12 protein-coding genes are annotated in these 15,805 nt (G+C 66.2%); 8 read left to right on the forward strand and 4 right to left on the reverse strand.

Going from position 1 to position 15,805, the window contains the following annotated elements:
- Nucleotides 1-101 precede the first annotated feature (101 nt).
- A complete protein-coding gene (gene hslU / locus AC06DU_RS03340; protein WP_024940232.1) occupies nucleotides 102-1,469 on the forward strand; it encodes an ATP-dependent protease ATPase subunit HslU in 1,368 nt (455 codons plus the stop codon).
- A 318-nt stretch (nucleotides 1,470-1,787) separates the two neighbouring features.
- Here the strand turns inward: hslU and AC06DU_RS03345 are convergent, their stop codons facing one another.
- Genes AC06DU_RS03345 through AC06DU_RS03360 form a run of 4 tightly spaced genes read right to left on the reverse strand, consistent with a single transcriptional unit; the run spans nucleotide 1,788 to nucleotide 5,501 of the window.
- Complete coding sequence (locus AC06DU_RS03345; RefSeq protein WP_016903626.1) at nucleotides 1,788-2,243, reverse strand: nucleoside deaminase; 456 nt, start codon at nucleotides 2,241-2,243, stop codon at nucleotides 1,788-1,790.
- Nucleotides 2,240-2,740, reverse strand: coding sequence for a GNAT family N-acetyltransferase (locus AC06DU_RS03350; RefSeq protein WP_478203563.1), 501 nt, complete (start codon nucleotides 2,738-2,740; stop codon nucleotides 2,240-2,242). Before AC06DU_RS03350 ends, AC06DU_RS03345 begins: the two co-directional genes overlap by 4 nt.
- Before the next feature lie 26 nt (nucleotides 2,741-2,766).
- Nucleotides 2,767-3,855 carry an HlyD family secretion protein gene (locus AC06DU_RS03355; protein ID WP_039523380.1) on the reverse strand — a complete coding sequence of 363 codons (1,089 nt, stop codon included), beginning with the start codon at nucleotides 3,853-3,855 and terminating at the stop codon, nucleotides 2,767-2,769.
- Nucleotides 3,852-5,501, reverse strand: a complete 1,650-nt coding sequence (locus tag AC06DU_RS03360) for an MFS transporter (protein WP_024940236.1) — start codon at nucleotides 5,499-5,501, stop codon at nucleotides 3,852-3,854. The genes AC06DU_RS03355 and AC06DU_RS03360 overlap by 4 nt, the downstream gene beginning before the upstream one ends.
- Nucleotides 5,502-5,588: 87 nt before the next feature.
- Here AC06DU_RS03360 and ubiE point away from each other — a divergent pair, with 87 nt between their 5' ends.
- The 7 genes from ubiE to AC06DU_RS03395 all read left to right on the forward strand — a co-directional run bounded on the left by ubiE (nucleotide 5,589) and on the right by AC06DU_RS03395 (nucleotide 15,804).
- A complete protein-coding gene (gene ubiE, locus AC06DU_RS03365; protein ID WP_016903622.1) occupies nucleotides 5,589-6,350 on the forward strand; it encodes a bifunctional demethylmenaquinone methyltransferase/2-methoxy-6-polyprenyl-1,4-benzoquinol methylase UbiE in 762 nt (253 codons plus the stop codon).
- Nucleotides 6,351-6,567: 217 nt separating this feature from the next.
- Complete coding sequence (locus AC06DU_RS03370; RefSeq protein WP_024940237.1) at nucleotides 6,568-7,458, forward strand: GGDEF domain-containing protein; 891 nt, start codon at nucleotides 6,568-6,570, stop codon at nucleotides 7,456-7,458.
- A 237-nt stretch (nucleotides 7,459-7,695) separates the two neighbouring features.
- Nucleotides 7,696-9,651 carry a M1 family metallopeptidase gene (locus AC06DU_RS03375; protein WP_478204358.1) on the forward strand — a complete coding sequence of 652 codons (1,956 nt, stop codon included), beginning with the start codon at nucleotides 7,696-7,698 and terminating at the stop codon, nucleotides 9,649-9,651.
- 271 nt (nucleotides 9,652-9,922) lie between these two features.
- On the forward strand, nucleotides 9,923-10,642 hold the full coding sequence (locus AC06DU_RS03380) for a hypothetical protein (RefSeq protein WP_102580431.1): 720 nt from the start codon (nucleotides 9,923-9,925) through the stop codon (nucleotides 10,640-10,642).
- Nucleotides 10,643-10,784: 142 nt separating this feature from the next.
- Nucleotides 10,785-11,408: an HAD family hydrolase gene (locus AC06DU_RS03385; protein ID WP_478203565.1), complete on the forward strand. Its 624-nt coding sequence runs from the start codon at nucleotides 10,785-10,787 to the stop codon at nucleotides 11,406-11,408.
- Nucleotides 11,409-12,028: 620 nt separating this feature from the next.
- Nucleotides 12,029-14,044, forward strand: a complete 2,016-nt coding sequence (locus AC06DU_RS03390) for a methanol/ethanol family PQQ-dependent dehydrogenase (RefSeq protein ID WP_326520423.1) — start codon at nucleotides 12,029-12,031, stop codon at nucleotides 14,042-14,044.
- Nucleotides 14,041-15,804: a quinoprotein dehydrogenase-associated putative ABC transporter substrate-binding protein gene (locus tag AC06DU_RS03395; protein ID WP_478203566.1), complete on the forward strand. Its 1,764-nt coding sequence runs from the start codon at nucleotides 14,041-14,043 to the stop codon at nucleotides 15,802-15,804. Before AC06DU_RS03390 ends, AC06DU_RS03395 begins: the two co-directional genes overlap by 4 nt.
- The last annotated feature ends 1 nt before the right edge of the window (nucleotide 15,805 follow it).

Below are 15,805 nucleotides of genomic sequence, written 5' to 3' on the forward strand. Positions count from 1 at the left end.
TGGGGAATCGGGAATCGCAACAGCGGTTTTGGTTCCACCCCGACGATATAGGCTCTTGATTTCGCGCTTGCGATTCCCCTTTCCCCATTCTCGATTCCCCAATGCCAAATTCCGATACTTCAACCATGACTCCGCGCGAAATCGTGCAGGAGCTCGACCGTCATATCGTTGGCCAGCACGATGCCAAGCGTGCGGTTGCCATCGCGCTGCGTAATCGCTGGCGCCGCATGCAGCTGCCCGAAGAGCTGCGCAACGAGGTGATGCCCAAGAACATCCTGATGATCGGCCCGACCGGCGTCGGCAAGACCGAGATCGCGCGGCGTCTGGCCACCTTGGCCAATGCGCCGTTCGTCAAGGTCGAAGCCACGCGCTTTACCGAGGTCGGCTATGTCGGCAAGGATGTAGAACAGATCATTCGCGACCTGGCCGACACCTCGGTCAAGCTGTATCGCGAACAGGCCAAGGTGCGCGTGCGCAACCAGGCCGAAGAACGCGCCGAAGACCGCCTCCTGGATGCGCTGCTGCCGCGCCGTGCGGCCGGGATCGGGTTCGATCCGGAAGCGGCGCGCAACGAGCCCTCGGCGCAGGACAACGACACCCGCATCAAGTTCCGCCGCATGCTGCGCAGCGGCGAGCTGGACGAGCGCGAGATCGAGCTGGAAGTGGCGGTCAACGCCAGCATGGACATCATGACCCCACCGGGCATGGAAGAAATGGGCCAGCAGCTGCGGCAGATGTTTTCCAACCTGGGCAGCGGCAAGTCGCAGAAGCGCAAGCTCACCATCAAGGCCGCGCGCCCGCTGCTGATCGAAGAAGAAGCCGGCAAGCTGGTCAACGAAGACGACGTACGTGCGGCGGCGATCGAAGCCTGCGAGCAGCACGGCATCGTGTTCATCGATGAAATCGACAAGGTCGCCAAGCGTGGCGAAGCCGGCTCCAATGGCGGCGATGTCAGTCGCGAGGGCGTGCAGCGCGATTTGCTGCCGCTGGTGGAAGGTTCCAACGTGTCGACCAAGTACGGCACGGTCAAGACCGACCATATCCTGTTCATCGCCTCCGGCGCGTTCCATCTGGCCAAGCCCAGCGATCTGATTCCCGAATTGCAGGGTCGTTTCCCGATCCGTGTCGAATTGACCGCGCTGACCAAGGCCGATTTCGTGCGCATCCTCACCGAGCCCAAGGCGGCCTTGATCAAGCAGTACGAAGCCCTGCTGCAGACCGAGGGTGTGCGCCTGACCTTCGGCGCCGATGCAGTGGAGCGCCTTGCCGAGATCGCCGCGCAGGTCAACGAGCGGCAGGAAAACATCGGCGCGCGCCGCCTGCACACGGTGCTGGAGCGTCTGCTCGATGTGCTGAGTTATGAGGCGCCGGATCGCGACGGCCAGAGCGTCACGGTCGATGCGGCCTATGTCGATGCGCAGCTCGGCGAGCTGGTGCAGGACCCGGACCTGAGCCGCTATATCCTCTGACGGCGAGGGCACCGCACTAGAGAGTTGGTCGGTGGCCGCGTGAAAAACTGTTTGCCGAACGTGCGTCGGACTTCGAGCCGGCGCATCAGGGTCACGGCGCGCATCACGCACTGCCCTTACTGCTCTTAAGCAAGCACACCGACCATCTCGACTTGGTCCTTGCCCGCCCACCGTCGCGGGACCTTACGCGGCATGGATGCCGCGTAAGAGCCTACATGGACGTACTTGCGGCGTGTCCTGCGATGGTGGGCGGGCAAGGGCCTCGCAGCCAAGCCGCAGATCAAGCGCTCTGCAGCCAAACCGCTGCACCCAAACCGCTCAGTCCTCGCCGATATCCTCGTTCCACACGTCCGGGTTGGCCGAGATATAGCCGCCCAGCAGGTCGATGCATTCCTGGCTCTGCAGGTCGATGACAGTAACGCCGTGCTCGCGCAGCCAGGACACGCCGCCCTGGAAGGTGACCGACTCACCGACCACCACGGTGCCGATATTGAACTGGCGCACCAGCCCGCTGCAGTACCAGCACGGCGCCAGCGTGGTGACCATGATGGTGTCCTTGTAGCGACGCTGCCGGCCGGCCTTGCGGAAGGCATCGGTTTCGCCATGCACGGAGGGATCGTTTTCCTGCACGCGGCGGTTGTGGCCGCAACCGAGCAGACGTCCGTCGTTGTGGTACAGCGCCGCGCCGATCGGGATGCCGCCTTCGGCCAGGCCCTGGCGGGCTTCGGCAATGGCGGTGTCGAGCAGTGCGCGGTAGTCGGGGGTGGTGATCATGCAGGCTCCTGGGTGGCGGCGTCGGCGCGACGCAGCATGTCGATGTGGGGAATGCCGTCTTCCAGATACGGTGCGGACGAGGGCGTGAAACCGTGTGCGGCGTAGAACGCCTGCAGGTGCGCCTGCGCACCGAGTTGCACGGCGCTGGCGGGCCACTGCCGGTGCACCAGCCGCAAGCCTTCCTGCAGTAATGCGTGTGCGAAGCCGTGGCCGCGCTGCGTGGCGGCAATCACTACCCGGCCGATGCTCGGCTCGGGGTAACTCACACCGGGCGGTAGCACGCGCAGATAGGCGGCCAACGCACCGTCGTCGGTGCTACCGAGCAGATGCAGTAAACCCGGCAGGCTGTCCTTGCCATCCAGCTCCGGATACGCGCACTGCTGCTCCACCACGAACACATCCGAGCGCAGCCGCAGCAGCGCGTACAACTGCGTGGTGCTCAGTTGGTCGAAGCGCAGGCACTGCCAGTGCAGCGAGGGTGGGGACAGGGACGACATCACCGCATGATAGCGGCTGCGTCGCGTCAGTCGACCGCGCTGTCGGTGTCGATCGCCACCACCACCGACATGCCCGGGCGCAGCCGCGGTGCCAGCGCCTGGTCCGGATCGACGCTGATGCGCAGCGGAATGCGCTGGGCGATCTTGACGAAGTTGCCGGTGGCGTTGTCGGCCGGCAATACGCTGAATTCCGAGCCGGCGGCCGGGGAGATTTCCTGCACACGGCCGTGCAGGCGCGCATTGTCCAACGCATCCACGGTGAAGCTGGCGCGTTGCCCGATGCGGATCTTGGCCATCTGGGTTTCCTTGAAATTGGCCACGATCCACAACGTGTCCGGCACCAGCGACATCAGCTGCGTGCCATTGGTGACGTAGGCGCCCTGGCGTACGCCGAGCTGACCAAGCTGGCCATCGCGCGGGGCCAGGATGCGGGTGTTGTCCAGATTGATCTGCGCCAGTTGCACGGCCGCTTGCGCATTGGCCACCGCCGCTTCCAGGGCGGCGCGATTGACGGTGACGCTGCGTGCGTTCTCCTCGGCGGCCTGCACGGCGGCGCGCGCCTGCGCCACGCCGGCATCGGCCTGCGCACGTGCGGCGAAGGCGGTGTCGCGATCCTGTTCGGATACCAGTTTCTGCTCGGCCAGCTGCTGCGCGCGCGCATACGCCGAGCGGGTGCGGTCGCGCTGGGCCTGATTGCTGCTCAGTGCGGCGCGTTGTTCGGCGATGGTGGCATCGGCGCTATGCCGCTGCTGGTCCCAGTTGGACAGGTTGGCCTGCGCGGTCTGCAGCTGCGCCCTGGCCTGTTCGAGCTGCTGGGCATAGATGCGGTCGTCGATCCTGGCCAGCAACTGACCGTGTTTGACGTGGGCGAAGTCCTGCACCGGCACCTCGGTGACATACCCGCTGACCTGCGGCGCGATCACCGTGATCTGGCCATGCACCATCGCGTTTTCTGTGCGCTCGACGGCGCTGACGAACGGCGGCAGGCGCCATGCATACAGCACCAGGGCGACACCGAGCAGGGCCAGCCCGCCGAAGCCGATCACGCCACCGATGCGGCGGCGCCTGCGGCGTTGCAGATCGGCAGGAGAGGTTGAAGCTGCAGGTGTATTCATGGGCGCGCGGTGGAAGCAGGAGAGGGGGACGCAGCGGATGGGCGCAGATAACGCCGCCACACCAGCACGGACAGGATCCACAGCCCGGTGGCGATGGCGATGCAGCCGATCAATAGGAATACGTCGTTATAGGCGAGCACATTGGCTTCGCGCGTGGCCACGCTGCCCAGGGCGCGCACGCCCTGGGCCTGGCGCAGCGCCGGGTCGCCGATGCTGCGGCCGTACAGCGCGGCATAGGCCTGCACGCGCGCGGCCACTTGCGGGTCGGTCAATGCCAGATGTTCGACCAGTTGGCTGGAATGATATTTCTCGCGCACGACCTGCACGGTGCCGAGCAGCGCGCTGCCGAGCAGGCCGCCCATGTTCTGTGCCATGCCGAACAGCACGATGAAGCTGATCAGGTTGCCCGGCTGCGCGATGACCCGACCCAGCCCGGCCACCATCGCCGGGCCGATGAAAAAGGTGCTGCCAAAGGCGAGCAGGAACTGGCTGACGTACATCTGCTCCGGGCGGGTGAGGCTGGTGGCATCGGCATCCATGAAACAGCCGATGCAGATCGCCGCCACTGCAATGATCAGATGCTCGGCCACCCGCGCCGGATTGATCAGCCACGCGCTGGCCGCCACGCCGACCACTGCACCCAGCAACATCAGCGCGAACAGGGTCTGCAGCTGCGTGTTGGCCAGCCCCAGGGTCTGGAAGAAGCCGATCGCGCCGGTGCTCTGCTCGGACAGCACCAGCCGGATCAGCAGGATCGCCAGGCCCAGCCGCAGCATGTCGCCGCTGGCCAGCCAGCGCGTGTTGATCATCGGGTTGCGGCGGTTGTGCTCGATCCACGCCGCCGTGCACAGCAGCACAATGGAGGCCGCCAGCACCACGCCCAGCCACGGTGTGCTGGTCCACCACAGCAGCCGCCCCAGCGACAGCACCGCCGCCAGCCCGGCCGAACCGGCCGCGAACAGGCTGAAGGTGAGGAAATCCAGCGGCTCGAACACGCGATAGCGGTCGCTGGGCGGCAGTTTGAGCGCCAGCACGCAGGCCAGCGCGAACACCGCCAGGCCCAGTTCGAACAGGTACAGGCCCTGCCACTGCGCAAATTCCAGCAGATCGGTGGAGAACACCCGCGCCAATGGCAGCGCCAGCTGGGTCACCCCCAGCCCGGTCACCACCGCCTTGAGCCGGTATTTGGCCGGGAACGCCTGGATCACGTAATACAGCCCCAGCGAGCTGAGCGCGGCGCCCACCAATCCGTGCGCGGCACGCACGGTGATCGCCGAGCTCAGGCTGTGCACGAACAGATGCGCGAAGGCGATGACCGCATACAGCGCCAGGAAGATCTCGGTGAAGCGCCGCAGCCCGAACTGCTGGCGGAACTTCACCAGCAGCAGGTTGGCCGACATGTTGGTCATCACGTAGGCGGCCGGCAGCCAGGCCATTTCAGTGGCGTAGGCGCCCAGCGTGCCCTGCAGATAGGTCAGGTTGGCGGTGACCAGCGCATTGCTCAGCCCGCCGGTCAGCGCCACCACCACGCCCACCAGCCCGTACTGGATGCGGCGCCGGGTGGAGTGCAGGGGGGTGGAGGCCGACCCGGGTAGGGTGGGCTTCTCGTGGGGCTGCCAGTCGCGCTGGACGTACTTGTCGTGCACGCAGGGCTCGCAGGGCCGGTCGCAGGGAAGGCAGCGATTGTGGTCCGGTTGCGGTCATGGCGGCGTCAGCAGTGCGATAATCCGCCCATGAGCGAATCCCCCTATACCTCCGGTACCACCCATTTCGGCTTCCGCGACGTCGCTGCCAAGGACAAGCAGAAGCTGGTCGGCGAAGTGTTCACCTCGGTCGCGCGCAACTACGACCTGATGAACGATCTGATGAGTCTGGGCGTGCACCGCGCATGGAAACGCTACTTCGTGGCGACCGCGCAGGTGAAGCCGGGCGACCGTGTGCTGGACCTGGCCGGCGGTACCGGCGACATCGCCGTGCTGCTCAAGGAGCGCGTCGGCAACGAGGGCGCGGTGGTGCTGGGCGACATCAACGCCGGCATGCTGTCGGTGGGCCGTGACCGGCTCACCAACCGCGGCCTGGTGGCCGGCTTCGATTACGTGCAATGCAATGCCGAGGCGCTGCCGTTCCCGGATCAGAGCTTCGATCTGGTGACCATTTCCTTCGGCCTGCGCAATGTCACCGACAAGGACGCCGCGCTGCGCGAGATGTATCGCGTGTTGAAGGTGGGCGGGCAGGCGCGTGTGCTGGAGTTTTCCGAAGTCACCGCCGACTGGTTCAAGCCGATCTACGACTTCCACTCGTTCAAGATCCTGCCCAGGCTGGGCCAGCTGTTCGCGCGCGACGCCGACAGCTACCAGTACCTGGCAGAAAGCATCCGCAAGCACCCGCCGCAGGAATCGCTCAAGGGCATGATGGGTGAGGCCGGATTTGCGCGTTGCCACTACAAGAACCTGACCGGCGGCATCGTGGCGATCCACTCCGGCTACAAGATCTGACCCGGATCCGACGCAGCGTGATCTGAGCGTCCGGTCCGGCGCGCAGCATGCGCCGGACATCCCGCGTCGGACATCGCACGAGCACGCCATGCTCGTGTCCGCTTGCCGCACGATTGCACTGTGCGCAGGTGCGTTTGCCGACAAACTTTTGAGACTCCCGTCGCGTTGGCTCCACTGACGGTCGGCGACACTAGGCGCTCTTTTGCCGGAGACGTGGATGCGCTTGTACGCAGGGTTGTCGCGCGTGTTTCCCCGCTCCTTCAGCGCCAAGCTGCTGGCGGTGACCTTTGTCGGCATCCACCTGCCGTTGCTGTTGTTGATCGCCTGGCTGGCCGCGCAAAGCGAGTTGAGCGGGCGCCCGCTGTGGTCGGTGGTGATCGTGGCGCTGCTGGCCACGCTGGCTGGCACCGCGGCGACCCTGTCGGCCCTGTATCGCCTGCTCGCACCGCTGCGCATCGCCGCCGACGCGCTGGATGCGTATTACGCCGATCAACGTCTGCCCAGCCTGCCCGAACATGGCGACGACGAACTGGGGCGGTTGCTGCGTGGCATCAATCGCAGCCTGCGCGGCATCGATGCAGGCATGCGCGATCTGAAGAAGCACGCCTTGTTCGACCCGCTGACCGAGGCCTTGAACCGGCGCGGCTGCGAACAGGCGATGCGCGATTCGGTCACCGCCGCGCAGCGCGAAGGCTGGCCGTTCGTGCTGTTCGTGCTGGACATGGACAACCTCAAGCCGATCAACGACCGCTTCGGCCATCTGGCCGGCGATCGCGTGCTGGTAAGGCTGGTGGAATCGGCCTACGGCTGGCTGGGCGCGCAGGACTGGATCGGGCGCTGGGGCGGCGACGAGTTCCTGATCGGCGTGCATGCCAGCGAGGACGACGCCACGCTCAAGCTCAATCAGTGGCTGTCGATGCTCGAACGCGAGGATGCCGACGAGGCGCCGCTGCATGTGAGCGCCGGCAGCGCGGTGTGCGAGCGTGGCCTAGATGCCACCGAGCTGTATCGCCGCGCCGATGCGGCGATGTATCGCGCCAAGTTCTCCGGTGGCCGGCGTCTGGTACGCGACGGGCATGACAGCCCGCGCAGCCATCCGGTGGTCTAGGCGATCCGGCAATCGCCTGGCGGCCGGGCCGCAGGCGGGTGCACGCCGCGCATGGGCGGCATGCGTCACGCCATCACTGCGGTTGCTGCGCCAGGCCCGCGCCGATGCGGCCAGCGACATGCACGGTGTCCCCAGCCGGCGCGGGTTGAGCGGCCGGCACGTGCTCGCCATCGGCCGCACGGGCAGGCAACCGCCCGGGGCGTTAAAATGCCCAATTCCCTTGCTGCGGTGCCGTCGATGCGCTTCCCGTTCCTGTCGCTGTCCCTGGCCGTGTCCATTGCGCTGGCCGGCTGTTCCAACGAGTCCACGCCGCCGGCCGCCAGCACCGCCGCGCCGGCCACCACTGCCAAGGCCCCCGTGAAAGCAGACGCCCGCAACCACGACGAAAGCTCCTACGCCCAGCCGCAGCTGGTGGTGATCAAGGATCTGGCGCTGGACCTGAAGCTGGATTTCGACGCCAAGCAGATCGGCGGCACCGCCACCTACACGCTGGAATGGAAGGACAAGGCCGCCAAGCAGCTGGTGCTGGACACGCGCGAGCTGAGCATTGCGCAGGTGCAGGCCGACGACGGCAAGGGCACGCTGGCGCCGCTGCAGTTCGCGCTGGCGCCGGCCGACAAGACCTTCGGCAGCAAGCTCACCATCGAGGCGCCGAATCAGCCGGCCAAGGTCGTGATCACCTATCACACCGCGCCGACCGCCTCCGGCCTGCAGTGGCTGGAGCCGTCGATGACCGAAGGCAAGCAGTTGCCTTTCATGTTCAGCCAGTCGCAGGCGATCCACGCGCGTAGCTGGGTGCCGTTGCAGGACACCCCGAGCGTGCGCTTCACCTACAGCGCGCATGTGACCTCGCGCCCGGACGTGATGGTGCTGATGAGCGCCGACAACGACCCCAAGGCCGCGCGCGACGGCGACTACAGCTTCAAGATGCCCGAGCCGATTCCGTCCTATCTGCTGGCGATCGCCGCCGGCGATGTGGTGTTCAAGCCGATTTCCGCGCGCTCGGGCGTCTGGGCCGAGCCGGCCATGGCCGACAAGGCCGCCAAGGAATTCGAAGACACCGAAAAGATGATCGGTGCGGCCGAAAAGCTGTATGGCCCGTATCGCTGGGGCCGTTACGACATGCTGGTGCTGCCGCCGTCGTTCCCGTTCGGCGGCATGGAGAATCCGCGCCTGACCTTCGCCACGCCCACCGTGATCGTCGGCGACAAGTCGCTGGTCTCGCTGGTCGCGCACGAACTGGCGCATAGCTGGTCCGGCAACCTGGTGACCAATGCCAGCTGGAAGGACATCTGGCTCAACGAAGGCTTCACCACCTACGTGCAGGCCCGCATCACCGAGGCGCTGTATGGCGTGGAGATGGCCGAGATGGAGCGCGAGATCGACCAGGGCGACCTGCTGGCCGAAGTGAAGGACATGGCGCCGGCCGACCAGGCGCTGGCGCTGCCGCCGCTGGCCGAGCGCGACCCCGACGAAGCCCTGAGCCAGGTGGCCTACGTCAAGGGCGCGTGGTTCCTGCAGTTCCTGGAGCAGCGCTTCGGCCGCGAGGTGTTCGACCCGTTCCTGCGCGGCTGGTTCGACGATCATGCGTTCCAGAGCGCCACCACCGACCAGTTCGTCGATTACCTCAACAAGAACCTGCTGGACAAGCATCCCAACACGGTCAGCGCGGCCGAGGTGGATGCGTGGTTGAAGCAGCCGGGCATCCCGGCCTTCGCCGCCAAGGCACGCTCGCGCAGCTTCTCGATCGTGGACACCGCACGCATCGCCTGGAGCGGCAGCGGCACGCTGCCGAGCAAGCAGGTCACCGGCGAATGGGGCACGCAGGAATGGGTGCACTTCCTCAGCGGTATGGGCGCCACGCTCAAGCCCGAGCAGCTCAAGCAGCTGGATGAGACCTACCACTTCACCGGCACCCCGAACGGCGAAATCGCCATGCGCTGGTATCCGCTGGCGATCCGCAGCGGCTACACCGATGCGCGCCCCGCTGCAGGCGAGTTCATCGAACGCGTCGGCCGCCGCAAGCTGGTGCTGCCGATCTACGCCGAATTGTTGAAGACCCCGGACGGCATCGCCTTCGCCGAGCAGGCCTTCGAAAAGGCCAAGCCCAGCTACCACCCGATCACCACCGCATCGGTGGCCGAGATGATCGCCAAGGCCAAGGCGGCACCGCCGGCGCAGCCGCAGCCGTAATGGCAGGGGAGGGCGTTGTAGACGCCCTCCCGCCGCTTTCCTTGCTGCATCGTGCAGGCAGCATCGCGCCCTGCAATCGCCGTCGTAGGAGCGCACCCGGGCGCGACGTGGCTTTACCGGGAATGCTCCATCGCGCCCGGGTGCGCTCCTACGGCGTGCCGCAGGTTGATCGCGCCCGGGTGCGCTCCTACGCTGTGTGGCCGTTTGATCGCGGCTGTCGCGGGCAGGCTGGTATCGTTGCCGCTGCCTTTCATGCCTTCCGGAGTCGACGATGAAGTATCTGCTGAGCGCGGCCTTGTGCGTCGCTGCAGTGAGTGGCTGTACCGACCGCGAGGCGCAGCGTCAGGCGCAGGCAAGCGCGCAGGCGCAGGCCAAGCAACAACAGGCCGATGCACTCGCCAAGCAATACGACGAGGCGGTGAAGGCCGGTAACTGGGACATGGCACGCGCGCATGGCGCCGCACTGCTGGAAGGCTACGCCGGTACCGCGGCGGCCACACGCATCGAACCCGGCTATGCCGACATCAAGGCCAAGGGCGACCAGGCGCGCGAACTGCGCCGCATGCAGGCGTTGTGGCAGTACTCGCAGGTGCCGGCCAAGGGCGGCACGCAGCGCTCGGCGATGATCGATGCCAAGAGCCGCGTGGATGTCGACGGCAGCGGCCCCAAGCCGGTGAGCCTGGTGTTCCGCGATCACCCGCAGTGGAAGCGTCACAGCTATCTCGTGCTCAAGGCCGGCGACTTCAATTGCTATGGCGGCTGCAAGGTGCAGGTCTCGGCCGATGGTGGCGCAGCACGCCCGATGGCCGCGCACCGCCCCGACACCGATGAAGCGATCGCGATGTTCATCGACGACGACAAGGCGCTGTGGAAGCTGGTGCGCAATGCCAAGCGCATCAGCATCGCGTTCCCGGTGAAAGCCGGCGGCACACGCACGGCAGAGTTCGACGTGGGTGGCCTGGATACCACCCAGATGCCGGGCTGGAAGTAGGCGCACCGCCCTTGCACGGCAACAGCTGCGCAGTCGGCGTACTGCATCGGCATGAGGTGCCGGTCCATTCGGGTGAGTGCGCGATGTGCGTTCCCTGACGGCTTGCGGCGTTGCCTCAACCATCTCTGGAGTCTCCTCACGTATGGACGCCATGGCCATCACACAGATCTCGCCCGCGTTGTCCGGCTACCGCCACTGGGTATTCGACATGGACGGCACGCTGACCGAAGCGGTGCACGATTTCGCGTTGATCCGACGCGCGTTGGAGATCCCGCCCGAGGCGGACATCCTGCACCACCTGGCATCGCTGCCGGCCGAGCAGGCCGCAGCCAAACACGCCTGGTTGCTTGAGCACGAGCGTGAACTCGCACAGGCCGCACAGCCTGCGCCCGGTGCAGTGGCCCTGGTGCGTGCGTTGCAGGCAGCCGGATGCCGGCTCGGCATGCTCACCCGCAATGCGCGCGCATTGGCGCAGGTGACATTGCAGGCGATCGGCCTGCACGATGCATTCGCCTGGGACGACATCGTCGGCCGCGATGAGGCCGCCCCCAAACCCGCACCCGATGGCTTGCAGTATTTTGCGCAACGCTGGGCAGTGGGGGGCACAGCACTGGTCATGGTCGGCGATCACCACAACGACCTGGCCTGCGGCCGTGCAGTCGGTGCCTGCACCGTGCTGGTCAACACACCCGGCGATCCATGGCCCGGCCTTGCCGACTGGCGGTTGCAGGATTGCACGCAGTTGCTGACGCAGTGGAACCGCTAGCGTGAGCTTTGGCGAGTAGGCCAGGCGCGCGAAGCATGGAGTGCGATGCGTGGCTGGCCGCGTGTCGCTGGATGACGATCAGGACACCGTCATCGCATTGGAAGTGACATGCGCTCGAAGGGGCGTGGACGCTGCTGAATCTTGCAACGCGTCATCAGCAAGCCAGACAGCACACGGCTGTCTGCGCCGTACCCTCATCCGCCCTTCGGGCACCTTCTCCCGATGGGAGAAGAGAAACGTGGCAGCACCCCGTTCGACGACGTAGCTGGCCTTCGGTGAGGTGAGGTGTTGCCTTGCGCAAGCCACAGCAGCTATGTCGCCTCAAGCGTGCAAGGTGCGCAGCACTGACCGACAGGCAGTCCCACCCCCGCTGCACCATCCATGTCACAGCACGCCCGGCGCAAACTGTGCCAGAACCGTGACAGTGCGCCTTGCGCAAGCGACTGCCATCACATCAAACCCTGCTGCTCCAACATGGTGCGTCGCACCAGTGCGCTGGCATGGCGTTTGCTCTTTCCCTCTCGACGTTTCCGACGTCCGCGGTGCAACTGGCGGGTGCAACGCCTGCGCTGCGGGATGTTTCAACCGACTGGTTGTTCAATCGAGAGGGGTAGACGCATATGCACCAATCTTCCTGTCGCAGCCTGCGCAGCAGTGTGCTGCTCATGCTTGCGCTGAGCGCCGCGTTGGCCGGCTGCAAGAAAGACGCCGCCACGGAAACGACGACAACGCCCGCACCGGCCGCCAAACCCGCCGCGCCGGCGGCCGCCGCCGTGGTCGATACCGACAGCGAGTTCACCACCAATGCCAGCAACCCGGACAACTGGGGCGGCATCGGGCGCGACTTCGCGCTCACCCGGCACAGTCCGCTGGCCGAGATCAATCGCGACAACGTCAAGAACCTGAAGATGTCGTGGGAAATGAAGACCGATGCCACGCGCGGCCACGAAGGTCAGCCGCTGGTGATCGGCAGCGTCATGTACATGGTCAGCGCGTATCCGAACAACGTGTTCGCCATCGACCTGGCAGCGCAGGACGACGGCGGCAAGGTGTTGTGGAAGTACACCCCGCAGCAGGACGAACGCTCGGTGGCGGTGGCGTGCTGCGATACGGTCAACCGCGGCGCCTCCTATGCCGATGGCAAGCTGGTGTTCGGCAGCCTGAGCGGCGATGTGATCGCACTCGATGCCAAGACCGGCAAGGAAGTGTGGAAGCAGAAACTCGCGCACCCGGACAAGGGCGAAACTATCACCATGGCACCGATCATCGCCGACGGCAAAGTGGTGGCCGGCATCAGCGGCAACGAGTTCGGCGTGCTTGGGCGTGTCGCTGCCTACAACTTGGCCGATGGCAAGCAGGCCTGGTCCTGCGATGCGGCCGGTACTGACAAATCGATCTGCCTGGGTGCGGATTTCAACAAGGCCAACCCGCAGCATGGCCAGCTCGGCGATCTGGGCGTCAAGACCTTTCCCAACGACGAATGGAAGCGTGGTGGCGGTGCGGCCTGGGGCTGGTACAGCTACGACCCGAAGTTGAAGCTGCTCTACTACGGCACCGGCAATCCCGGCCTGTGGAGCCCGTCGTATCGCTGCGGCAAGACCTCGCAGGAGGAATGCAACAACGGCGAGCATGACAACAAGTGGTCGATGACCCTGTTCGCCCGCAAGATCGATACCGGCGAAGCGGTGTGGGGTTATCAGAAGACCCCGTTCGATCAGTGGGATTACGACGGCATCAACGAGCCGATCCTGGTGGACCTGACCATCGACGGCAAGCAGGTGCCATCGGTGGTGCAGTTCGATCGCAACGGCTTTGCCTACGTGCTCGATCGCCGCGACGGCACCTTGCTGCGCGCGCACAAGTTCGTACCGGCCAACTGGGCCGAACGCATCGACATGAAGACCGGCCGCCCGGTCAAGGTGGCCGCGCATTCGCCGCTGGAGCGCGGCAAGAAGGTGCAGGCCTTCCCGTCGGCGATGGGCGGCAAGGACCAGCAGCCGTGCTCGGTGGATCCGGCCAATGCGGCGGTGTTCTTCTGCGGCACCAACAACTGGCATATGGAGCTGGAACCGCAGGAACGCGGCAACACCATGATGGGCCTGCCCTACGTGTTCGCCAACGTGATGATGAAGCCCAACGAGCCGGGTGCACTGGGCATCGTCAAGGCCTTCGACGTGGTGGAAGGCAAGTCCAAGTGGGAGATCAAGGAGAAGTTCCCGGTGTGGAGCGGCACCCTGGTCACCGACGGCGGGCTGGTGTTCTACGGCACGCTGGATGGCTGGTTCCGTGCGGTGGACAAGGACACCGGCAAGAAGCTGTGGGAGATGAAACTGCCCTCTGGCATCATCGGCAACCCGATCGCCTACAAGGCCAATGGGCACCAGTACGTGGCGGTGTTCTCCGGCATCGGTGGCTGGATCGGCCTGCCGGTGGCCGCAGGTCTGGATCCGTCCGATCCGTATGGCGCGCTGGGCGCAGCCGGTCTGGCATTCGGTGCCGGCTTCGACAAGATCCCACTCGGCGGCATGGTGCACAGCTTCCGGATCGATGGTGCCGGCAAGACCGTGACCGCCAGTGCAACCGCCACGGCGGCTGCAGGCGGCACCGCCAACACCGCAGCGAAGACCGCACGATGAGTTCCACGCAAGGCGTTGGACGCGCGCACTGGCAGTTCGCTGCCGGTGCGCGTGGCATGCACCGACAGCTGTGTCGGCTGCTGGTGCTTTGCAGCCTCGGACTCGTCGCCGCAGGCTGCACCCGCGAGCCGTCCTCACCGACGGCTCGCGCTTCTGCTTCCGCTGCGGCGCCCGCCACGGCGGCTGCCTCCACTGTGGCACCGGTTGCGACAAATACTCCACCGCCAACGCCCGATCCGCACGTGCTGCGGGTCTGCGCCGACCCGGGCAACATGCCGCTGTCCAACAAGGCCGGCGAGGGCTTTCAGAACAAGATTGCGCAGGTCGTGGCCGATGCCATGGGCCGGCGCCTGGAATACGAGTGGCGCACCTATTACCAACGCGGGCTGGCACGCAGCACGATCACTGCCGGCCGCTGCGATGTGTTGATGGACCTCAACAGCGATTTCGAGCAGGGCCTGACCACGCGCCCGCTGTATCGCTCGGCCTATGTGCTGGTGACGCGCAAGGGCCTGGATCTGGTGCCGACATCGCTGGACGATCCGGCGCTGAAAACACTGCGGCTGGGCGTGTTCCAGAGCTCGCCCGCACGCCAGGCCCTGTACGAGCACGGCATCAGCGGCCAGGTGCAATACCTGTTCTACGACTCGGCCACGGCGCCGGAAGAACATCCCGGCAAGCTGGTCGAGCGCGTCGCCGCCAATGAACTGGATGCGGCCGAATCCTGGGGCCCGGTGGCCGGTTATTACGCGCAACGCAGCGGCCTGGGCATGGTGCCACTCAATACCATCGACGATGCGGTGCTGGAGTATTCGATGGCGTGGGCGGTGTCGCGCAAGAACGCGGACCTGCGCGATGCCTTGAACACGGCCATGCAACAGAGTTCAGCAAAGATCGCCGAGATCCTGCGCAGCTATCACGTGCCGCTGGTGCGCTGTGGCGACTGCGTGGCGGCCGGCGATCTGGCCGCGCACGGGCCGTATGCCACGCCGACGCCAGTATCCAAGGCGCCAAGCCCGGCCGCGTCCTCGCAGGAGCTGGCGCAGCTGCAACTGCGCATCGCCGACGGTGCCGATCCGAACCAGGAACTGGCGCATGCGCTGGATGCAGGCGACGCGGTGCGTGCGGCGTGGCTGTTGCGGCATGGCGCCGATGCCAACCGTCCCAACCTGCTCGGCGAGCCGCCGTTGCATCAGGCCATCCGCAACCAGGAACCGGATCTGGTCGGCCTGCTGCTCGATGCCGGCGCACGCCTGGATGCGCGCGATGGCAGCGGCTGGACCGCCTTGATGAAGGCGGCCTGGGCCAACGATGCCGATAGCGTGGCCAGGTTGCTCGGCAAGCGCGCGCCGGTGGACACCGTCTCCAGCGATGGCTGGAGCGCGCTGGACCTGGCGGTGTCCTACGCCGATGTCGGCGTGGTGCAGGCCTTGCTCAAGGCGGGCGCGGATGTACGGCGTGCCAATGCCACCGGCTTCACGCCGGTGATGTTCGCGGTGGCGCGCGACGACCCGGCGATGCTCGATGCGGTGCTGGCCGGCGGTGCCGACGTTGGCCACGCCAACCAGGCCGGCGTCACCGCATTGATGCTGGCCGCCGCGGCCGGGCGCGACGCGGCGGCCAAGCGCCTGCTGGCGGCCGGCGCCGACCCTGCCGCACGCAATCGCGACGGCAAGACCGCCGCTGCATTAGCGCAGGCACGCGGCGATAACGCGCTGGCCACGCTGCTTACCGAGGCCAGGCGCCCCTCCCGGCAATGAC

The organism is Xanthomonas sp. NCPPB 3200, assembly GCF_056393585.1.